We start from the raw sequence: 20,234 nt of genomic DNA, 5'->3' as shown, positions 1-20,234 counted from the left end.
AGATGTAAAACCATAACCCCCAATCGGTCTTCCCCAGACCACATGGTTTTACAGATCCATTTTTCCTCATGTAATTGAATTGCTCTTTTATAGTTGTCATTACACTATTTTCCAATAATTATCTATCAATAACTCACCAATACCTGTTACACAACAGTATCCATCACCCATCAGATACTATGCGTCCATAGTGCAGCCACCACAATACAGACATAAAGTGGACCAATACCGGATTACACCGGACATTTACCATCTGAAGAAAGATAACGGCACTAAAACCTGCCAGGCAGAGCATTATCAGGGCATTATTATTACCATAATAGCAGAACCATTTCTTAAATGATTCATGACAGAACAACCGGAATCATGACAATACAAATATCCCCTGAATAATGTCCGGGGTAATACCAGAATCCAAACATAAGATAACAATAATGACTAATATTAACATAACAGAACTGATAATAAATCTCTATGATATTGCAGGAATTTCTGGTTCAGTGAAGATTTATAACACCCACAAAAAATCCTACATTATTTGAGCAGAGAGAACCATAAAACAGGTACTGCATGAACAGAAATTCCGGCAGAAACATTACATAACATAACAGGAGTCTGGAAGAATAAATGGCATTTCTTGACAAATTAATTGGCCAGGGGGGCAACCCTAACCCCTGGATTGACAAATCCTCAGCAAATTTTGAACAGGGAAGATATGAAGAAGCGGCTAAGAACCTTGAAAAGGCCATAGAAATAGAGCCTGAAAACGGGGAACTCTGCTTTAAGATGGGCACAGCCCTTGTGCACACCGGAAAATATGAAGATGCAGAGAGATTTTTCAAAAGGTCAGTTGCTGCATCTCCGGACAACATATCAGCATGGCAGTCACTTGGAAATACCCTCTATTACAGGAGAGATTTTTCAGGAGCCATACAATGCTATGACAGGGTGCTTTCAAAGGACCCATCGGTCATTGATGTAATATACAAAAAAGCAGAGGCACATGAATCAACCGGAAATTTTGCAGATGCGGCAAAATGCTGTGAAAAACTCCTCGAAAATGATGAGAACAATATTTTACTCAGGGAGCGCCTTGGAAACCTCTGCATGCGGACATCTGACTGGAGCCGCGCTCTTGAGGCCTTTGAAGCCGTATTCAGATTAGATCCCGGAAATGTCACTGCAATGATCAAAACCGGCCAGGTACTGGAGATTCTGAATAAATATGACGAAGCAGAGATCTTTTACTCAAATGCAATGAACGCCGCCCCCGGAGATCTGACTGCCGCATACAGCCGTGCAGGAATCTATGAACAGTGCGGAAAATATTCAGAGGCAGCAGAGATCTACAGGACAATAATGGCAGAAAACCCTGATGACCTTTCTGCATCATTCAGGAGAGGATGCGACCTGTACTGGAACGGGGACTTCATCGGAGCATCTCATGCCCTTGAGATAATTGTAAAGAGGGCACCTGAAAACATCCAGGCATGGCACATGATGGGTATATCCTTAGAGCAGATAGGAGATTACTCAAGAGCTGTTGAATGCTTTGACAATGTGTTAAAATCCGCATCCTCAAACTCACCCACATGGTACCACAGGGGGATCTGCCTCTCATGGCTGGGGCGCTACAGTGAAGCGGCAGTCAGTTTTTCACAGGTAATGGAAGGCAACAATGCAGGATTTGTAAACTGGATTGGCAGTGACGGAGAACTCAGCCTCTTTGAAAAAGAGAAATTTCAGGGATCTGATGACGATACAATAGACATCAGGGAACAGAGACTGCTCATGATCCAGGGAGAAGCGCTGATGCACCTTGGAGAGTATGTACACGCGGAAAAGTGCTTCTCGGCAATAACAGAGAAGAATCCGGACGACTATAACGCATGGCGGCTCCTTGCCGACTCCAGAACCGCCACAGGAAATTACAAAGGCGCAATAGATGCCTTAAACAGGATAATACTCGAATTTCCGGAGGATAAGGACTCACTTGATAAGAAGGCCACTGCAACATACCAGACAGGCAATTATAAAAAAGCCCTTGAATGCTTTGATTCCGCCTTAAACCTTGATGAAAACGATGTAATGATGTGGAAGGGAAGGGCAGACAGCCAGATCAAACTCGGCCTGTTTGAGGAATCAATACAGAGCTTTGACCAGATACTGACAATACTTCCGGATGACAACGAAGCCCTCTCCAAAAAAGCTTCAGTCCTCATGTCACTGAATTTATTTGAGGATGCCATCACATGCCTCACACCAGTAATAAATTCAGGAAAAGCAGGCATTACTGCATGGAGAGAATACATTGACCTTCTTGAACTGCTCGGCCGTTATGAGGAGGCACTTAATGCAGTCAATAACCTCTCAGAACTGATTGAACCGGACAATACCCTGAAGATCCAGAAGGCACGGATTCTTGACAGAAACAGTATGATCGAGGAAGCGGCCGGCATATACATGACTGTTCTTGAAGAAGAGCCTGAAAGAACAGGAGCCGCCCTTGCACTTGCAACAGACTTAAAATCCTTGGGTAAATTCGATAAGGCTGCCAAGGCATATGAACACTACGTAAGGGCAAACAGAGACGATGGTGTCGGATGGAGAGACTTAGGGGTTGCCCTTGAAAAGACCGGCGAATATGAAAAGGCCGTAAAATCACTTGAAAAGGCAACAGAACTGAGGCCGGACGACAGAGGAATACTGCTTGAAACCGGACTTCTGCTCACAAGAAGGGGCCATTATAACGAAGCAGCTGAGATCTTTGACGGTCTTGCAGAAAAAGATCCGGAGAATATCGCAGTAATGCGGGGAAGGGCACTTGCACTTGCCGGCACAAACCGCTATCAGGACGCAGGAAATGCCTTCAGCAGATATATCGAGACTAAAGATGAAGAAGACAATGACGATACTGAAGCAAGACTGGCATTTGCATCAGTCTGTGAGAGAGCAGGGGACTTTGAAATTGCAGCAGGACATTATGCCGCAGTGCTTGAAGACAATGACAGGGATATAGACACCTGGATAAACCTCACAGAACTTCTCGTTAAGATGGGCAGATATGAGGATGCAATAGAAGCAGCTGAAAATATTGAGTTACATGACCCCAAAAACCCGATTGCCTGGAGAATAAGGGGAGAGATGTACACAAGGCTTGCCTCTTATGAAGAGGCAGCTGATGCATTTACAAAGGTTCTTGAGACCGATGAACGCGATCGCATCTCAAGGCTCGGCCTTGCCTCATCAATGCTTAATTCCGGCCGTTACAAAGAGTCACTTGTCCAGTTCGGAACTGCCCTTGAGGGTGCAGGACCGGACGCTGAAAGCTACTTCCAGTGCGCCCTTGCACAGATGCATATGGGAGGATATGAGAAGGCCATCAAGTTTGCAGATAAAATACTTGAAGAGAAACATGACCTCACAGGGGCCTTTGTAATTAAGGCAAATTCTCTTGAAAGACTTGGATTATACGATGAGTCACTTGAATGCTTTGAAAATGCAATCAGAACAGGAAAGAGAAGCGGAGCTCTCTGGAATGCACGCGGAATGCTCCTTATAAATATCGGCCGCTACAATGAAGCAGGAAAATCCTTTGAAAAAGCACTTGAAAGCGGCACAGAGGATTCAAATGCCTGGTTTGGAAAAGGGGTGGCACTGGAATACATAGGCAAATATGAAGGGGCAATTGAGGCATATGACAGATGCACAGAATTAAACCACAGGGATGCATCACCGATGTACAGGAAAGGAAAATGCCTGACATTCCTCGGTAAATTCCAGGAAGCATCAGAATGCTTTGAGTCAGCCATCAGAAAAGAAGAGAAAGAGAGCTTCAAAAGTGATGAATGAAGAAGCAATGATGAGATAAGAGACAAGATTAGATGAAGAAATTTTCATTTAAACAGAAATACCAGACCCTTTTTTTAAAAAATTTAGCGTAAATGCCCTTGTTCTTTAGCCCAGAGGTAGTTCACCACAGAATAAGCACACCGGATATATTCAGACAATCAGAATCTCCCGGTAAAATTACGATCTGACAGAGACAACTCAGATCTCTTCAGTCCCGTCTGAAAAAGTCTTGAGCTGCATCAGAAGGATAGGATCAAGCCCATCTTTAACAGAGAGATAAAAGCCGGTACTCTTCATAAGCCTTAACTTGCTGGACATAAAATGCATGAATTTCGTCAGAGTCGGGGTAGGCATATAGATGAGCATGGTATTAACAGAATCAAGGAGAACAATAGTCCTCTCATCCGGATTCTCCTTTAACATCTCTGTAACAGCAATACCAATATCTGTAAGATTGGACGGGCTTGTGATGAAGACAGAGTTGTCAATGTCACCCGGAAGGCTGCCAAGGGCATATTTTGTGATTGCATCTATGAAAAAGACCTTTGAAATATCAATATCTTTTGACTTGTAGAGATCTTTAAGAAGAGGAGAGGGATTGTTCATTGTAATAACTATGGACCTGTTGCCGGCCTCTGCCGATTTTTTTATAATCTCACAGTTTGCATTTGCAAGGTTTTCTGCCTGAGTCAGAGTCAGCACTACCTTTGCTGCCCCCCCTCCGTTAATAAAACCATCAATGCCCGACAAAATTCACCTTAACAGATATTCAAGATATTCATCCGGAATGTAATCCTTCGCTTTTGTAATCGCCTGGTTTAGCTCATTGAGATTCTCAATCACCTGGTCGGCATTCTTCTTCTGAACAAGAAGCATCAGCCTTAATTTTTCAGGGTCATCAGTATCAGAAGAAGCAGCCGCCTCAAGAGATCCTGATATATGAAAGAGAGGCTCGCGGATTCTTCTCGCAGCTTCGGTAATATAGGAGAGAAATTCTTTCTCATACTCCTTCTGTTCAGTAATATCCACAAATGTTCCGAAGAGGTGATCCTTTCCTGTCGCCTCATCAGCAATCATATCAATTGAAATCCGGAGATGAAAGGAAGAACCATCCTTTCTTCTCCCTTTAAGCTCCCCCACAAAACCGCCTTTGTCCTTCACCCGGAAGAGAATATCACTTGCAATATCAATCTCATCCGGAATTTCAAGGAAATCATGCAATGGCCTTTTAATCATCTCACATTTATCAGCATAATTAAAAAGTGAGAGTCCCGACCGGTTCACATATGTCAGCAGCAGGGTATCTGCATCTGCAAGAAATACTCCGTTATATGAACTCTCAATAGCCTGCTCCTTGACCTTAAGATCAGCCTGGGCACTGTTTCTCGCAACCGCTATCTCAATCTGATGTGAGAGTTCTGCAAAATTTGCCATTGCATTCCTGCCCTTCTGTACAAAGCCGTCAGCCCCGAACCTGAAGGCTTCAATGACCACTTCATCCCTTCCCTTTCCGGAGAAGATAATAAAAGGCAGAGTAGGGTAGCTCTCCCTCACTTTTCTGAGAAAAGTCAGACCGTCCATCTCAGGCATCTCGTAGTCAGAGACTATCGCATCATAATTATTAATTTTAAGGCATTCAATAGCCTTGTCAGCAGAATATACTTCATCTATATCATAAAATGAAAATTTATTGAGATAAAACCCGGCAAGCTCCAGTATCTCCGGTTCTTCATCCACCATTAACAGTTTCAACTGACATCACCCTCAAAAATCCCACGCGGACACAGGATTATTAATATATAAAAGGGATGTAAATAACATATCTTAATCTTCAGAGAATAAAAACCCATAAATAGATGCAGAACATTTTACGAAAAACTGATTTACCCGAAATATAAGGAATAAGAACCCCGGATATACTTATTTTAGCCGGAAAAACAGGAAATTATTTGGAAAAACCCGGCACCAGACAGTAAAGACAGTGAATATAATTTGATTTTTAAGCATTAAATGAAAATTATAGCCCACAATCATCCTTAACCGGAGGGTATAATTCTGACAGAATTACAATAAAAAAGTTTAACCACAAGGTAAATAGAGTATATCTGATGGAGAATGAATACAGGGGCGCGATGCTTGGCGCGGCTATGGGCGATGCACTGGGAATGCCTTATGAGACAACACCAACATCACTGAGGCATCTTAGGACAGAATATGCCAGACCAAGCCATATTCATCCAAATTCCAGGCTCAAAGAAGGCTGTTATACCGATGACACACAGATTGCCCTTGCAGTATCAGAACTTTTCATAAGCGGGAATTATTCAGTAAAATCCTACTCAGAGAGATTAAAAGAGCTTCACCTTCAAAAAGAACTGAGATTTCCGGACGGAACAATACTCAGCGCATGCAGGCATATTGTTTCCGGAGATAAAAATCCGGGCTGCTTCTCGGACACAGCAGGCTGTGTACCTCTTGGACTCCCTTTTGCCCTTGCATATACCAACACCGCCGAAATAAAGGAGAAACTCGCTGAAGCATGCTCAGTCACACACAGCAGCCCTGTGGCATATGCGGGCACACTCTGGTTTGCACTGCTTCTCAGGTACACACTCAGCCATGAGAGAGAACCGCTGTACCGGGCCACCGGAGAAATATCTGATATTGATGAAAAACTCGCAATGAAGATTGATCTGGCAATAAAGTATGCTGAAGAGGGCATATCAGCCGAGAGTGCACTTCAGACAATCGGAAATAACGTAAGCATCTATCAGACAGTACCGCTATCAGCGTACCTGATACTTAGATATGGCGAGGATATAAATTTCCTGAATATAGCCTCTCAGACAGGCGGGAATACAGATACAATAGCCTTCATATGCGGCGCATGGGCAGGTGCGGAGTTTGGAGCATCAGGACTGCCCGAAGATCTGCTGATCGACCTTGAAAACCGGGAAAGAATTGAGAATATTGCAAAAAGGCTATTTTACAAATTCAGCAGTACAGATCAGTCAGGTCAGACATTGAAATAAACCTGAACAAAAGACAAAGGAATTTTACGCTTTGTTAATAAATACTATTTTATGGATATTGCAATTATCGGTGCCTCCGGATTTACCGGAGGGGATCTGATAAGGCTTCTTCTCACCCATTCACAGGCAGAGGTCACATGCGCCACCTCAAGAAAGGAAGAAGGAGCGACGGTTGATTCAGTCCACCGGAATTTAAAGGGACTGTGCAGTCTGAAATTCACCGACCCTGAAACACGGACAGTTGATGCAGACTTTGCATTCCTTGCGGTCCCGCATACGGTTGCGATGAATTACACCGCTGATCTCATGGAGAGGGGAATTAAGACTGTTGACTTAAGCGCCGACTACAGGCTGCCGCTTGATGTATATGAAGGGACATACGGAGTGGAGCATAAAAATTACTTTACAGCACCATACGGACTTCCGGAGATCCACAGGGAAGAGATAAAGGGCAGCTCTTTTGTCGCAAACCCCGGATGCTTCCCGACAGGCGCAACCCTTGCCGCCGCACCACTCGCAGGTATGGCTGAGACCGTGATCTTTGACTCCAAAACAGGAGTCTCAGGTGCAGGAGTTGCCCCGTCAGCTACAAACCAGTACACCAATGTTGCAGACAGCCTGAAAGCCTACAAATGGACAAACCACAGGCATCTCTCAGAGATGAAGCAGGAACTGGCATTCCTTGGATCAGATGCAGACTGCCATTTCACACCGCACCTTCTTCCGGTGAACAGAGGCATACTCACAACAGCACACATACTGCTCAGAGAACCGGTAGAACAGGCTGAGGCAGAAAAATTATATGAAGATTTCTACAGAAATGAATTCTTCATACGGCTTCAGAACCCAACCCTTGCAGAAGTCAGAGGTAGCAATTTCTGTGATATTGCAGTTGAGAGTGAGGGCAGAAGAGTAGTTGCAGTATCAGCCATAGACAATCTTGTCAAAGGTGCAAGCGGACAGGCGATACAGAATATGAATATCATGTGTGGATATAAAGAGAATGACGGGCTTGTGAATGCCCCGGTATTCCCGTAAAAGGAGGTTATAATTATGAAAGTCAGGGACGTAATGACACCAAACCCGGTGACAATAACAGTTAATTCAAAGGTGAGTGATGCTGCCGGAATTCTGAGGAAGAAAAGAATCGGAGGCCTTCCTGTAATGAACGGCGAGAGAGTAGCCGGAATTGTGACAGAGACAGACGTACTCTCACTGCTTGAGACAGGCGACCTAAGTGATGACCTCTGGCTGCCGTCACCGCTGGAGATAATAGAGATCCCAATCAGGGAATATATCAACTGGGAGAAGACAAAAAAAGCATTGTCAGACATAGGTGACAGCCCGGTGTCAGATATCATGAGCACAGAGATTGTATCCATAGATGACGAGGCTGACATCGAGGATGCCGCCGGGCTTATGCTCTCGGAGGGAATTGCCAGGCTTCCGGTCCTAAAACATAACAGACTTGTCGGGATCATAACAAGGCAGGATATCGTCAGAGGTATAGGGACAGGATCAAACGGGGACTGAAAAATAATATGAAGAGCATATGCGCCGTGAAAGGTGTAACGGCAGCCGGAATTAAGGAGGGCAGGTACGGCCTCGCACTTATAAAAGCTTCAGGAAACGCAGCTGCCGTATTTACCAGAAACCTTCTCGCAGCAGAACCTGTGCACCTCATGAGGGAGAGGATGAAATCCGGATATTTAGACGGAATAATTGTCAATTCCGGAAATGCCAATGTATATACCGGCGAGCAGGGATTAAAAGACGCAGAGAGGATGGCAGAACTTGCAGCTGAGGCATTCGGGACAACCCCTGAAAAGGTAGGCGTTGCAAGCACAGGTGTCATCGGGCGCTTCATGAGAATGGAGATAATTGAAGATCAGTTCAGCAGGATAAGATCAGATATTCGTCCGGATGAAAAAGCAGAAGATGATGCCGAATCAGCCATAATGACGACAGACACAAAGCCAAAACACGCAGTATGCAGAAGAGAAGGCTTTACTGTTGCCGGAATTACAAAGGGGAGCGGCATGATAGCACCTAATATGGGTACAATGCTCGCATTCATCTATACAGATGCTGAAGCTGAGGCAGAAGAACTCAGCATTATGCTTAAAAAAGCGGTTGACCGGAGTTTTAACAGGGTTGTGGTTGACGGCGATACATCAACAAACGACTGCGCTTTCTTCACTGCCACCGGAATTATGGGAAGGGCAGATCCTGACGAGCTTTACAGTGCACTTGAGGAGGTCTGTGTATCCCTCGCAAAGCAGATAGCATCTGACGGTGAGGGTGCAACAAAGATGCTTGAGATAACAGTCATAAACGCCGCATCCGAGGAGGATGCAGCAGATGTTGCAAAGACTGTTGTAGAATCTCCACTTGTGAAAACAGCTGTTTATGGCGAGGATCCGAACTGGGGCAGAGTCATCGCCTCAGCAGGGCGCGCAGGCGTTCACTTTGATACCGAAAAGGTGTCAGTGTATATATCAGACGGAGAGAAGAGAGTTCCCCTTGCTGTCAGAGGGGAGATAACCGCAGATGACATCAAAAATCCTGATACCCTGAAGGCGGCAAAGGATATGATGGCAGGCGAAACTGTCACCTTTGTGATAGATCTCGACTCAGGCAGTGAATCCGCAACAGCCTGGGGCTGTGATCTGACAGAGAAATATGTGGAAATTAACGGGAAATACACAACATGAACAGAGTAGATGTTTTAATGGAGGCAATGCCGTATATACAGCAGTTTCACGGAAAAACTGTTGTCGTAAAACTTGGAGGGCATGCCATGGTGGACGCAGCCGTACTTGACACTGTAATTCAGGACGTGGTACTTCTGCATTATGTCGGAATGCGGGTTGTAATTGTTCACGGCGGCGGCCCTGAGATAACCCAGAAGATGAAGGATATGGGTAAAGAACCGAAATTTGTCGGCGGCCTGAGAATTACAGACAAAGAGACTCTTGAGATCGCCCAGATGGTCCTTGTCGGAAAGATAAATGACGGCATAGTATCCCTCATCACCAAATTCGGCGCAAGGGGTGTAGGAGTATCCGGTAATGACGGCAATATTCTCTTTGCAAAAAAAATGGGAGCTAAGAGGATAAAGATAGATGATCTTGAGCAGGATGTCGATCTCGGCCATGTCGGTGAGATAGAAGAGGTTGATCCCTCCCTCCTTGAATGTCTGCTGGAGAACGAATATATACCGGTAATTGCCCCAATTGCAATAGATAAACGTGGCATGAGCCTCAATGTAAATGCCGACACTGCCGCAGGTGAGATTGCAATTGCTCTTAAGGCATTTAAATTCATCAATATGTCTGATGTGGACGGTGTAATGAATGCGGCAAGGACACGGACATACCACAGGCTGAATATAAATGAGGCTGAAAGGCTCATAAAAGAGGGAGTCATTGTAAGCGGCATGATACCAAAAATTGAGTCATGTATCAGCTGCCTCAGAGATAGTGTTAATTACACACACATAATAAACGGAAACAATGATCACAGTCTCCTGCTTGAACTTTTCACACATGAGGGTGTGGGAACGATGATCACCAGGAATGAGCAGTAAAATATCCCGCAGATACTGCCATTCAACAACCTTCACTCTTTTTTACCTCAGAAACAGCCAGAAGCGGGAAATGAATATAAACACCCGAAATATAACTTCAGTATGGATTTTCTCCGGAAGAAGAATGACCAGTGCAGGCTTTATAAATTTGCCTTCCATTATTCACCAGTCGGCATCTGCCTAATCTCCCACCCGGACTTTGAGATTTTAGAGATTAACCGCTCCTTTACAGAGAACGTATGCAATGGTGCGGATGTGAAGGGTAAGCTCTTCTCATCAGTATGGGAGAAGACAAAGGAGAGGGACATCATGATGACTGGTATTGTCAGAAACGGAGTCTTTGGATGGGAGAGGTTAAAACTCAAAGGGCCTGACGATTCAGGCAGGGTGTACCTGGTACACGGAGTTATGTTTGATGACTCGTATATTATGATCTCTGCAAAAATTCCTGAAGGAGCTAATCCCCTTCAGTAATCTTCCACTGCCTGTATTCATTCATCAGAATCAGAAGCTCAAATATTTCCTTTACAGGTTCGGGATCAAGGCCGGACTCCTTTGCTCTGTCAACTGCACGTGCGATGACCTTCTCCCTCTGCTCATCATCACGTACAGCCCCGCCCTCTCTTCTCTTCGCCTCTGCAACCACAGATGCCAGATCAGACCTCTCACTGATGAGGTCGATTATCTTCATATCAATCTCCTCTATCCGGGTTCTTGCTCCCATCAGATCCATGATTAAATAATTCACCGACCGGATATAAATTAATCCTTACGATGCAGCAAAGAAGTACCGCCACATCCAACAGGAATAATATCTCCTAATTAGAAAAGTACTGTCAGTTGTAATGAATACCAATAATATATTATCCCATATTACTAAAAGGGAAAAGCACGACCTGATAATTGCCTGGCTTGCTATTGCCATAGCATTTACACTCATATTTGTCAGAGACAGGATAACACCGGAAACTTTTCTGTTATTCTTCGGGGTCTCACTCTTAACAGTAGGCCTCGGGTTTGCCCTTCACGAACTTGCACATAAGTTTACAGCAATAAAATTCGGCTACTGGGCTGAATTCAGAAGGGACAACCAGATGCTTGTAATTGCAGTAGCTCTTGCGGCACTTGTCGGTGTTGTATTTGCAGCGCCCGGTGCAACAGTCATTTACTCAAGGGACGGCAGACCGATGACAGCAAAGGAGAATGGCATGATCTCAGCCGCAGGGCCGATGGTAAACCTCATACTATGTGTGCCATTCCTGCTGCTTATAATTCTGGGCGCAGTGCTTGGCGCAGGATTTCTGCCATTCCTGCTCACCATAACCGGACTTGTGGGCATGTCAGTGAACTCAATGATAGCATTCTTTAACCTGCTGCCTGTAAGTGTCCTTGACGGAAAGAAGATCCTCTCATGGAATCCGGCAGTATTTGCAGCGCTCATCATTGTATCACTCGTAATGATTCTCATATCACAAGACTACGGCGGAATTCTGGACTCAATAGTTCAGATCTTCGCATAAACCCCCACATCTTATTTTTCAGAACCGCCAGGCGGCTGCGAACCGGAAAAAGGAAGTAATGCCGCTGGTCATAAGTGACTGCATTATAGTCAAATAAGAGACTTTCCGGGAGAGTTCCGGGTGAAAAAAAGGGATTAAATAATTATAGAATGTTGAAGAGGGCTTTTTTGGAAGAGGGGCAGGAGAATCCCGTGCCCATATTCAACGTGCCTGTGAAAATAATTATTTCTCCTCATACAGCCTGTCAGGAATCTCTTTGATGACATCCATATCAGGTATGATAGTGCATACCGGAAAGTAGCCGAACAATGCCCTGTAATCTGTTGAGACCATCTCAAGACTGAGCATATTCATACCGGCAACTCTCAGTTCTTCTGCCATTTCAGGAGTTACAGCTCCACCTTCTGATTCAGACCTGAGCCTCTCAAGAGTGGGTAAAAACTCCTCTTCAGCCAGTTCACGCTCAGAGTTTAAAAGTTCGGATACAAGCTTTCTGCTGTAAGCACCCTGCAGATGCCTGACAAATATGATCTGTGAGAGAAAGATTATCAGAAATAGACCGATCTTAAACTGGAGATCTGCTTCCGCAGATGTAAAAGTATTGAACGTAAATCCTGGCAGAAGGATAGCCGCAACGAAGAGCAGCCCGCCGCCAATGACAATGACAGCAGAGTAGAGGATATATCTAAGCAGCTGCGTCCAGCCCGACTCATATCTCTTCTTAAAACCGGTATGCATACCCAGCATTCCGGAGAAAAACCCACGTGAATATGGCTGGGCATATGCAATGCCTGCGTAAAAGGCAATAATTGCCACAGACTGAATAATCACAATCAGGGACGAGTACCTCTCAAACGTCCCAAGCACCATCCATCCGGCAAAGGCAAAGACTGAGGATAAAAAGAAGAGAAGAAGAAAACCAAGAGTGAGCGGCTGGCAGTTAATGAAGAAGAGATTCCATGCGAATTCTGAGAAGAACTTCTTCTGCTTTGTGAGAGCTTTTAACTTCTTTTTCTTATCCGAAAGTTTAAAATCCTTCTTTTCGCTGCTGCCCGCACCCTCAACCTCATCACGGCTCTTCTTCTCGCGGTGGCTGAGATCTTTAACAAAAGCCACATAAGACTTAATCTCATCGACATCAGTCGGCAGCATCATCAGAAACGGGTTTACCATCAGAAAGATAAACGAGGACATTATCCAGTAAAGAAAATAATCAGATGTGCAGAAGAAGACAAGCCAGATATTAATAAGCACTGCCGCAGCAAGAATCGGGGTGGTAAACCTAAGTTTCCACATTATTTTATCCAGGGACTTTATTTCATCATCAGCCTTGCTGATTATCTTTTTTGCCTCAGCATCGGCTTCCTCAATTTTCCTGTGAAAATCATTCAGTGACATTTCAGGGGCAGAACCGGCTTTATCGCCACCGGATGAATTCCCAAAGGGCAGTATCATTACAGACAATTCTGCATCAGGACAGATAAAAGTGCGTAAAAAACACAAGTCCACGTCCGGTTATATCATCAGAATCCGGATGAAAAAATAGATTTGGCATGCAAAAAAGCCAAAAAACGGCAGGGAATTTTCCGGCTGCCGGTACAGTCAGGAGAAATATTTCTCTAATCATCCCTGCCGGCGAGGGAGAGAACAGCTTCTCTTCCGGCATTGTAGGCACTCTTCATAATTTCAGGCCGGCCCTCAATACCTCCGGATTTATCCATGCCATTCGCAGCGATGGTATCTGTAAATTCAATACCGCAGTCATTAAAAAATGCAGTCACTACAGGCTTCACATAATCAAAGACATCTGTCCTCTCCATTCCTGCGGTTGAGATAAAAAAGCCCTTATGATTTTTGACATGGTTCTCGTCAAAGTGAAGATCTTCAAGAATAAATTTCCTCGCCCACAGATACTGACCACGGTCAATGAGGCCCTTTATCTCGGCAGTCACCGACATTGAGTATATCGGGGAGGCAAGGGCCGTGATATCAGCAGATAAGATCTTCATATACAGACCTGTAAGGTCATCATGTACAACACACACGCCGCTCTTATGGCATTTATTGCACCCCATGCAGCTCTTATATCCGAGTTTTCTAAGCTCAATCTTCTCAACAGCCCCTCCGGCATCATATGCCCCCTTTAAAAAACAGTCAAGGAGTTTTTCTGTATTGCCATTTTTTCTCGGACTTCCCGAAATACCCAGCACATTTATTGTAATATCACTCACCACTTCTAAGCATTCGCACCTTTTTCAGGACCGCAGCAGCAGACTCTTCTGCAAGCCTTACTGCATCAGGATGTGCCTGTACCGCCCCTTTAGCGTCCACATTATTTACCATAAGATATTCGACATCCCGGTTTTTAACCCCTGCAAGATGATAAAAGCATTTGACAGTCGGAATTACGGCATCAAAGACCCAGTCCCAGTCCTGCCCGGCCGTTGAAATAAAGACCCCGGTTTTTTTCCCCCTTTTCTCAGGAGGGACTATCTCCATACCGAGGACATATTTTCTGGATCTGAATACCTGCATCCTGTCAATCAGAGCCTTTGCCTGTGCACACAGCCCAAGGCAGTACACCGGAGCTGAAAGAACAATTATATCCACAGATTCGATCTTTCCGGCAAGCGTTCCGAAATCATCCTTAATAACACATTCACCCTTCTTCTCACAGACATTGCATCCCCGGCAGGGTTTTACATCGACATCTGATAAGGCATACTTTTCAATTACAACCTCTTCATCAGCCTGAAGGCTGTTTAAGAGATAATCAAGCAGGGTCTCGGAGTTACCATGCCTTCTGGGACTTCCGGCAAAGGCAAGAACGGATATTACCATAGCATCTGCCTGATATGTATGAATAACATAAAACCATTACGCATCACGCGCCGGGAATATAGAGATTTTGGAAAAAAATTGGATATATCAGATATCCTTAAAGCAAAGATAGAAATCCTTGCAGTCATAGCCCTTTGAAGCACGCTCCTCCGCCTCCTGCTGGGTTGCCGGCGGAGGCACAATCACCTTATCACCGGGCTGCCAGTTTGCAGGGGTTGCAATGTGATGTTCATCGCTTGCCTGAAATGCCTTCAAAGCCCTGACAATCTCCGGGATATACCGTCCGTTTGAGAGCGGATAATAGATCATCGCTCTGATCTTTCCTTCAGGATCGATGAAGAAGACCGTCCTGACAGTTGAGGTGTTGCTCTGCCCCTTATGAATCATGCCGAATTTATTCGCTACACTCATATCAAGATCGGCTATGACAGGGAAGGGTATCTTAATGCCAAGTTTCTCATCAATATTTCTGACCCATGCAATGTGTGAATGAACACTGTCAATTGAAAGGCCGATAAGTTCAGCATTCAGTGACTTCAGTTCATCATAAACGCCTGCAAAGGCTGCAAATTCAGTGGTGCATACGGGTGTAAAGTCTGCCGGGTGCGAGAACATTATCACCCACGATCCCCGGTAGTCCGAGAGCTTTATCTTCCCGTGGGTAGTTAATGCCTCAAATTCCGGTGCAGGTTCGCCAATAACCGGCATTGAAAGGCATTCAAACTCTTTATATTCAGATTCCATAATTATTTTCCCCCCGACAGATTTATTTATAAAGGGCATCCAGTTCATTTCTGCCCTGTGCATAGGCAGGCATACCTGAAATAAGGAAGGCGACACGCAATGCTTCCTCAATCTCTTCCTTCTTTACGCCGAGATTTTTTGCACCGGCCATCTGGGCAGCAAGTGCCTTGTTATCCCTCATTGCCGCAGTTATGGCTATTGCAAGAATTTTCTTGGTCTGTTTGGAAAGGGAACCGTCTGCCCAGATATAATTGTCAAATTCAAGAATTTTCTCATACATCTCAGGGTCATTCTCTGCCATATCACGGAACACCGCAGGCACTTTTCCGATCTTCTCCTCAAGATCCTTTAAATCAGACATTTCATTCACTCCTCCTTTTTGTTCATAGGTTCGCCACAGCAGATAAGCTCTCCGCCGCCGACTTCCTTAACCTCTACCACATTGCCGCAGATCTCACATTCAAAGACTTCTCCGGCCTCAGTTACATTTACCATTTTATTCACCCCATCTATTAATTAATCTACAGATCTCAGGCATTTCCGGCAATAAAAATCCGAAAAATTAAAAATTATCTCTTCGGAGGGTGTTTTGCATCCTCAGGAGTCTTAACATCCGGCCTGATATGTGTAATAGGTAAGCACTGATACATCTCACATGCACAGGTAGGGCATTTCCTTAAATCCTGCTGAGAGTCATTGACTTCAAATTCAAGTCCGCAATCAACACATACATATTTACCAGGTCCGACTTTTTCGCCGGCTTTTACCGTTTTTGCATTTTCTGTCATAATAAAAACCTCATTTTCTGATCATCCGGCTATAATATTAAACTATCTCAGAAAAATGTAAATAAATGGCAACCGGAGAGAATAAGTGATAAACAGAGTGTGTAATTATCTTCATATCTGCATCAGGTAAGAGAGATTTGCAAAAAACATTTAAATCAGAAGGTAATACAATAATTATTTTCATTTCAGAATAGCCATCCGGAAAAAAGGTGCTTTCTGTTAACAGCAGAACCATAACAGAAACAATTTTACCTGTCAGGATAATTTAAAGTTTAAGAAGAAGAGATTTCACCACCGGAAAGTAATATCATCAGGATATATAAAATTTTCCGGACAGTCAGGAGAAGATATTATGAAGCCACAGATTATTGCACTGCTCGGAAGTCCTATTGATGACGGAAATACTGCAAGACTGCTCTCAGAAGCAATCAAGGGCGCTGAGGACGCGGGATGCAGTGTCATAAAGGTTGATGTTACAAAACTGAAATTTTCACCATGTATGGAGCATTTTTACTGCGAACAGAATGACGACTGCATGATAAAAGATGACGTATCACCGTTATTAAAGAGATTCAGAAAAGTTGACGGATTAATCATTGCATCCCCCGTTATGACAATGGGATTTCCGGGGGCCATAAAATCATTCATGGACAGGTTCCAGGTATTTTTTATGGCAAAGTACGTACGAAAAGATCCGCTTGTCACAAAAGAGATGAAAAAATGGAGAAAGGCGCTCTTAATCTCAATAGGCGGCATGAATGTCCCTTATGACTTTGACGGGGTCAGGCTTTCGATGAGGGCTTTCTGCGACATTACGGATTTTGAATACTGGGAAGACGTACTTCAGAATGATATGGACAGTATTATTGACATAACAAAAAAGCCTGACAAGATAAAAGAGGCATATACAAAGTCACATGAGATGTGCAGGATTATCGCCGAGGATAAGAAAAAATATTCAGATGAAGTAAAAGCTGAATAGCTGCATAAAGAAAAAATTATCCGGATCCTGCCCGGATTAGAGAATAAACACCCACACCACCAATGGAGAGAGAATGAAGACGAAATTAACCCTTATTTCAATCAGATATACCCTCTCTCCCTTAAACTCACAAGCCCGTTTTTTGCAATGATTATATGGTCAAGAATGCTTATCCCAACAATTTCTCCGGATTTCAAAAGCCTCTCAGTCACAGCAATGTCATCTGCTGACGGTTCAGGATTGCCTGACGGGTGGTTATGGACAAGAATTACGGATGCGGCACGGTCAGATATTGCATCGGCAAAGACTTCTCTTGGGTGGACAGGACTGTGGTTTAAAGTGCCAACCGTAACAACCCGGTTTTCTATCACTTCCCCGGCACCATTGAGAGTTACACAGATGAAATATTCCTGTTTTTTTACCTTCAGATAATCCACAAGAGGCAGAATATCATGCGGCTTTGTGATCTTAACTGCATCACGCGGCATATAACGCTTTACAAGTTCAAAAGAGGCAACTATCTGGGATGCCTTTGAAGCGCCCACACCATCAACAGAGAGGAGGTTATCATAACCGGGATTTCCCTTAGCCTCATTAAGAATTTTTTCAATCTCAGTGGCCACCTGTAAGACATCACGTCCGGGCATGCCGCTGCCGATTATTGCCGCGATAAGTTCACTGTTCTTCAGGCATTCCACACCCTTGCAGGCAATCTTTTCACGCGGCCTGTCCCCCACATACGTATCCCTGATAGCTTTCATCCACAATCGCGTAAGTATTACCTGCTCTCATTTTTAAAAGCGAATGTTTTATTCCGGAATATACGTGGGCTTAACTGCTGCGGCCCTGTGGACGATAAACCTGCAAAAAGCGGAGAGAAAGAGAGGAAGAGAGTGCAGACACATATTTGATGATTAACGAAACATAGTTCGACAGCAGAAAACTATTTAAATTATAATGATTAATAATGACAATTATGCCAGAACCGGATAGTAGCGCCAGGCAGGAGGAAGGCATGTCAAAGATATACCACGCAGATCCCTCCTACCGGACAAATGCACACATGCCGGACTACTATGAGGCTCTGTGGCGTTTTAAGGATGATCCGGAGACCTACTGGGCAAAAGTGGCAGGGGAACTCGTCTGGGAGAAAAAATGGGACAGAATCCTCGACTGGAACCCCCCATATGCAGCATGGTTTCCGGGCGGAAAACTGAACATCACAGTAAACTGCCTTGACAGGCATGTAAATGACGGAAAAAGAAACAAGGTTGCCTTAATCTTCAGGGGAGATGACGGCGGCGAGAAGGTACTGACGTACAGGCAGCTGTACAGGGAAGTAAACAGATTTGCAAACGGCCTTAAAGAACTCGGTGTGAAAAAAGGCGACAGAATTGTCTTTTACATGCCGTTTATTCCTGAGCACGTGATTGCAATTCTTGCCTGTGCAAGGCTTGGCGCAATACACTCAATTGTTTATGCAGGATTCGGATCAGAAGCCCTGCATGCAAGGATAAAGGACTCAAAAGCCAGATTTGTCATAACAGCAGATGTGAGCATCAGAAGGGGACGATCAATCAGCCTGAAATCAATCGTGGATGAGGCAATAGTCAATGCATCCACCGTTGAAAAGGTGATAGTGCACAGACGATCATATCCACCGATTGAACTCTACTCTGAGATGGAGATGGATTTCAATGATGTCATGAAGGGTCAGAGCCACTACTGCGAACCTGAGATAATGGATGCTGAAGATCCTTTATTCATATTATACACAAGCGGGACGACCGGAACACCAAAGGGGGTACTGCATACCTGCGGAGGTTATCTCGTCGGAACGTATTACACTACAAAGTATGTCTTTGATATGAAGGACAACGATGTTTACTGGTGCACAGCAGATCCGGGGTGGATCACAGGGCATTCGTATATAGTCTATGGCCCGCTCTCAAACGGCGCAACAATTATAATCAGTGAATCAGTGCCGGACTATCCTGATCCTGGGATATGGTGGGAGATTGTCGAGGAGTTTGGTGTGACCATCATGTACACCGCACCAACGGCCATCAGGATGTTTATGAAGTACGGCGAGCAATGGCCGGATAAATATAACCTTGACTCACTGAGAATACTCGGCTCAGTCGGAGAACCCTTAAATCCTGAAGCCTTTGAGTGGTTTTACAGGGTTATCGGGAAGAGCAGGGTTCCGATTGTAGATACATGGTGGCAGACCGAGACCGGCATGCACATGATAACAACACTCATCGGTGAACCGATGAAGCCCGGATTTGCAGGCAAGCCACTTCCCGGAGTTGAAGCTGATGTTGTCGATAAGCAGGGCAATTCGCTCCCTCCCGGAAAAACAGGCCTGCTTGTGATAAAAGGGCCGTGGCCGGCAATGATGAAGGGGATATGGAACAATGAAGAGAGATACAGGCATTACTGGTCACAGATTGAAGGCTGTTATACTGTCGGGGATCTCGCTGTCAGGGATAAAGATGGGTATATAATGATACTCGGAAGATCTGACGATATAATCATTGTCGCGGGACACAACCTCGGAACAGCTGAGGTTGAGTCTGCACTCATATCGCATGAAACAGTCGCTGAAGCGGCAGTTATCGGCATTCCTGACCCGCTAAAGGGCAATATAATAAAAGCGTCAGTAATTCTCAGAACAGGATTTGAAGGTTCTGAGACACTCTCCAATGAACTGAAATATCATGTACGAATGACAATCGGCCCTATAGCGATGCCATCTGAGATAAAATTTGTTGAAAGCCTGCCAAAGACAAGAAGCGGCAAAATTATGAGGAGGGTTTTAAAGGCCGAGGCGATGGGGCTTGATCCCGGAGACATCTCAACGCTTGAAGACTGATGAGAGGA

21 protein-coding genes are annotated in these 20,234 nt (G+C 44.6%); 10 read left to right on the top strand and 11 right to left on the bottom strand.

Going from position 1 to position 20,234, the window contains the following annotated elements; all coding sequences use genetic code 11:
* Window positions 1–627: 627 nt before the first annotated feature.
* A complete protein-coding gene (locus tag L6E24_RS08890; RefSeq protein ID WP_257741631.1) occupies window positions 628–3,852 on the top strand; it encodes a tetratricopeptide repeat protein in 3,225 nt (1,074 codons plus the stop codon).
* 198 nt (window positions 3,853–4,050) lie between these two features.
* Here L6E24_RS08890 and L6E24_RS08885 read toward each other — a convergent pair whose 3' ends face one another.
* Together L6E24_RS08885 and L6E24_RS08880 are read right to left on the bottom strand one after the other, a co-directional pair.
* A complete protein-coding gene (locus L6E24_RS08885; protein WP_257741630.1) occupies window positions 4,051–4,602 on the bottom strand; it encodes a DUF7504 family protein in 552 nt (183 codons plus the stop codon).
* 3 nt (window positions 4,603–4,605) lie between these two features.
* Window positions 4,606–5,592: a response regulator gene (locus L6E24_RS08880; protein WP_257741629.1), complete on the bottom strand. Its 987-nt coding sequence runs from the start codon at window positions 5,590–5,592 to the stop codon at window positions 4,606–4,608.
* Between the two features lie 368 nt (window positions 5,593–5,960).
* On the opposite strand from L6E24_RS08880, the gene L6E24_RS08875 reads away from it, so the two are divergent.
* The 6 genes from L6E24_RS08875 to L6E24_RS08850 all read left to right on the top strand — a co-directional run bounded on the left by L6E24_RS08875 (window position 5,961) and on the right by L6E24_RS08850 (window position 10,947).
* Window positions 5,961–6,884, top strand: a complete 924-nt coding sequence (locus L6E24_RS08875) for an ADP-ribosylglycohydrolase family protein (protein WP_257741628.1) — start codon at window positions 5,961–5,963, stop codon at window positions 6,882–6,884.
* Window positions 6,885–6,935: 51 nt separating this feature from the next.
* Window positions 6,936–7,922 carry an N-acetyl-gamma-glutamyl-phosphate reductase gene (gene argC, locus L6E24_RS08870; protein ID WP_257741627.1) on the top strand — a complete coding sequence of 329 codons (987 nt, stop codon included), beginning with the start codon at window positions 6,936–6,938 and terminating at the stop codon, window positions 7,920–7,922.
* Between the two features lie 15 nt (window positions 7,923–7,937).
* Entirely contained in the window at window positions 7,938–8,417 is a 480-nt protein-coding gene (locus tag L6E24_RS08865; protein ID WP_257741626.1) for a CBS domain-containing protein, read from the top strand.
* 8 nt (window positions 8,418–8,425) lie between these two features.
* Window positions 8,426–9,598, top strand: a complete 1,173-nt coding sequence (argJ, locus tag L6E24_RS08860; RefSeq protein WP_257741625.1) for a bifunctional ornithine acetyltransferase/N-acetylglutamate synthase — start codon at window positions 8,426–8,428, stop codon at window positions 9,596–9,598.
* Complete coding sequence (argB, locus tag L6E24_RS08855) at window positions 9,595–10,473, top strand: acetylglutamate kinase (RefSeq protein ID WP_257741624.1); 879 nt, start codon at window positions 9,595–9,597, stop codon at window positions 10,471–10,473. Before argJ ends, argB begins: the two co-directional genes overlap by 4 nt.
* Before the next feature lie 102 nt (window positions 10,474–10,575).
* Entirely contained in the window at window positions 10,576–10,947 is a 372-nt protein-coding gene (locus L6E24_RS08850) for a hypothetical protein (RefSeq protein ID WP_257741623.1), read from the top strand.
* On the opposite strand, the gene L6E24_RS08845 is transcribed toward L6E24_RS08850, so the two are convergent.
* Window positions 10,931–11,206 carry a chorismate mutase gene (locus tag L6E24_RS08845; RefSeq protein ID WP_257741622.1) on the bottom strand — a complete coding sequence of 92 codons (276 nt, stop codon included), beginning with the start codon at window positions 11,204–11,206 and terminating at the stop codon, window positions 10,931–10,933. The genes L6E24_RS08850 and L6E24_RS08845 overlap by 17 nt on opposite strands.
* Window positions 11,207–11,318: 112 nt before the next feature.
* On the opposite strand from L6E24_RS08845, the gene L6E24_RS08840 reads away from it, so the two are divergent.
* A complete protein-coding gene (locus L6E24_RS08840; protein WP_257741621.1) occupies window positions 11,319–11,993 on the top strand; it encodes a zinc metalloprotease in 675 nt (224 codons plus the stop codon).
* A 222-nt stretch (window positions 11,994–12,215) separates the two neighbouring features.
* Here L6E24_RS08840 and L6E24_RS08835 read toward each other — a convergent pair whose 3' ends face one another.
* The 7 genes from L6E24_RS08835 to L6E24_RS08805 form a co-directional block, all read right to left on the bottom strand.
* Window positions 12,216–13,448 carry a hypothetical protein gene (locus L6E24_RS08835; protein ID WP_257741620.1) on the bottom strand — a complete coding sequence of 411 codons (1,233 nt, stop codon included), beginning with the start codon at window positions 13,446–13,448 and terminating at the stop codon, window positions 12,216–12,218.
* Window positions 13,449–13,612: 164 nt separating this feature from the next.
* Window positions 13,613–14,227 (bottom strand): flavodoxin family protein, encoded by a 615-nt coding sequence (locus L6E24_RS08830; RefSeq protein WP_308219115.1) that lies wholly within the window; start codon window positions 14,225–14,227, stop codon window positions 13,613–13,615.
* Window positions 14,217–14,834, bottom strand: a complete 618-nt coding sequence (locus tag L6E24_RS08825) for a flavodoxin family protein (RefSeq protein WP_257741619.1) — start codon at window positions 14,832–14,834, stop codon at window positions 14,217–14,219. Before L6E24_RS08825 ends, L6E24_RS08830 begins: the two co-directional genes overlap by 11 nt.
* 87 nt (window positions 14,835–14,921) lie before the next feature.
* Window positions 14,922–15,578 (bottom strand): peroxiredoxin, encoded by a 657-nt coding sequence (locus L6E24_RS08820; protein ID WP_257741618.1) that lies wholly within the window; start codon window positions 15,576–15,578, stop codon window positions 14,922–14,924.
* A 22-nt stretch (window positions 15,579–15,600) separates the two neighbouring features.
* A complete protein-coding gene (locus tag L6E24_RS08815) occupies window positions 15,601–15,939 on the bottom strand; it encodes a carboxymuconolactone decarboxylase family protein (protein WP_257741617.1) in 339 nt (112 codons plus the stop codon).
* Window positions 15,940–15,944: 5 nt separating this feature from the next.
* Complete coding sequence (locus tag L6E24_RS08810; protein ID WP_257741616.1) at window positions 15,945–16,073, bottom strand: desulfoferrodoxin FeS4 iron-binding domain-containing protein; 129 nt, start codon at window positions 16,071–16,073, stop codon at window positions 15,945–15,947.
* A 74-nt stretch (window positions 16,074–16,147) separates the two neighbouring features.
* Window positions 16,148–16,366, bottom strand: coding sequence for a zinc ribbon-containing protein (locus L6E24_RS08805; protein ID WP_257741615.1), 219 nt, complete (start codon window positions 16,364–16,366; stop codon window positions 16,148–16,150).
* Window positions 16,367–16,718: 352 nt separating this feature from the next.
* Here L6E24_RS08805 and L6E24_RS08800 point away from each other — a divergent pair, with 352 nt between their 5' ends.
* Complete coding sequence (locus L6E24_RS08800; RefSeq protein WP_257741614.1) at window positions 16,719–17,348, top strand: flavodoxin family protein; 630 nt, start codon at window positions 16,719–16,721, stop codon at window positions 17,346–17,348.
* 101 nt (window positions 17,349–17,449) lie between these two features.
* Here the strand turns inward: L6E24_RS08800 and radC are convergent, their stop codons facing one another.
* Window positions 17,450–18,109 carry a RadC family protein gene (gene radC, locus L6E24_RS08795; RefSeq protein WP_257744006.1) on the bottom strand — a complete coding sequence of 220 codons (660 nt, stop codon included), beginning with the start codon at window positions 18,107–18,109 and terminating at the stop codon, window positions 17,450–17,452.
* A 254-nt stretch (window positions 18,110–18,363) separates the two neighbouring features.
* On the opposite strand from radC, the gene acs reads away from it, so the two are divergent.
* Window positions 18,364–20,226, top strand: a complete 1,863-nt coding sequence (acs, locus tag L6E24_RS08790; RefSeq protein WP_257741613.1) for an acetate--CoA ligase — start codon at window positions 18,364–18,366, stop codon at window positions 20,224–20,226.
* Window positions 20,227–20,234 lie beyond the last annotated feature (8 nt).

The organism is Methanoplanus endosymbiosus, from assembly GCF_024662215.1.
Classification (GTDB): domain Archaea; phylum Halobacteriota; class Methanomicrobia; order Methanomicrobiales; family Methanomicrobiaceae; genus Methanoplanus; species Methanoplanus endosymbiosus.
Note: the sequence above shows the minus strand (reverse complement) of the source record. Positions and strands in the feature narration are given on the sequence as shown.

Excerpts from the sequence above, each read along its gene's own strand:
- L6E24_RS08890 (WP_257741631.1), top strand. The coding sequence starts at position 628 with ATGGCATTTCTTGACAAATTAATTGGCCAGGGGGGCAACCCTAACCCC.
- L6E24_RS08880 (WP_257741629.1), bottom strand. The coding sequence starts at position 5,592 with ATGGTGGATGAAGAACCGGAGATACTGGAGCTTGCCGGGTTTTATCTC.
- L6E24_RS08875 (WP_257741628.1), top strand. The coding sequence starts at position 5,961 with ATGGAGAATGAATACAGGGGCGCGATGCTTGGCGCGGCTATGGGCGAT.
- argC (WP_257741627.1), top strand. The coding sequence starts at position 6,936 with ATGGATATTGCAATTATCGGTGCCTCCGGATTTACCGGAGGGGATCTG.
- L6E24_RS08865 (WP_257741626.1), top strand. The coding sequence starts at position 7,938 with ATGAAAGTCAGGGACGTAATGACACCAAACCCGGTGACAATAACAGTT.
- argJ (WP_257741625.1), top strand. The coding sequence starts at position 8,426 with ATGAAGAGCATATGCGCCGTGAAAGGTGTAACGGCAGCCGGAATTAAG.
- argB (WP_257741624.1), top strand. The coding sequence starts at position 9,595 with ATGAACAGAGTAGATGTTTTAATGGAGGCAATGCCGTATATACAGCAG.
- L6E24_RS08850 (WP_257741623.1), top strand. The coding sequence starts at position 10,576 with ATGGATTTTCTCCGGAAGAAGAATGACCAGTGCAGGCTTTATAAATTT.
- L6E24_RS08845 (WP_257741622.1), bottom strand. The coding sequence starts at position 11,206 with ATGGATCTGATGGGAGCAAGAACCCGGATAGAGGAGATTGATATGAAG.
- L6E24_RS08840 (WP_257741621.1), top strand. The coding sequence starts at position 11,319 with ATGAATACCAATAATATATTATCCCATATTACTAAAAGGGAAAAGCAC.
- L6E24_RS08835 (WP_257741620.1), bottom strand. The coding sequence starts at position 13,448 with ATGATACTGCCCTTTGGGAATTCATCCGGTGGCGATAAAGCCGGTTCT.
- L6E24_RS08825 (WP_257741619.1), bottom strand. The coding sequence starts at position 14,834 with ATGGTAATATCCGTTCTTGCCTTTGCCGGAAGTCCCAGAAGGCATGGT.
- L6E24_RS08820 (WP_257741618.1), bottom strand. The coding sequence starts at position 15,578 with ATGGAATCTGAATATAAAGAGTTTGAATGCCTTTCAATGCCGGTTATT.
- L6E24_RS08815 (WP_257741617.1), bottom strand. The coding sequence starts at position 15,939 with ATGTCTGATTTAAAGGATCTTGAGGAGAAGATCGGAAAAGTGCCTGCG.
- L6E24_RS08810 (WP_257741616.1), bottom strand. The coding sequence starts at position 16,073 with ATGGTAAATGTAACTGAGGCCGGAGAAGTCTTTGAATGTGAGATCTGC.
- L6E24_RS08805 (WP_257741615.1), bottom strand. The coding sequence starts at position 16,366 with ATGACAGAAAATGCAAAAACGGTAAAAGCCGGCGAAAAAGTCGGACCT.
- L6E24_RS08800 (WP_257741614.1), top strand. The coding sequence starts at position 16,719 with ATGAAGCCACAGATTATTGCACTGCTCGGAAGTCCTATTGATGACGGA.
- radC (WP_257744006.1), bottom strand. The coding sequence starts at position 18,109 with ATGAAAGCTATCAGGGATACGTATGTGGGGGACAGGCCGCGTGAAAAG.
- acs (WP_257741613.1), top strand. The coding sequence starts at position 18,364 with ATGTCAAAGATATACCACGCAGATCCCTCCTACCGGACAAATGCACAC.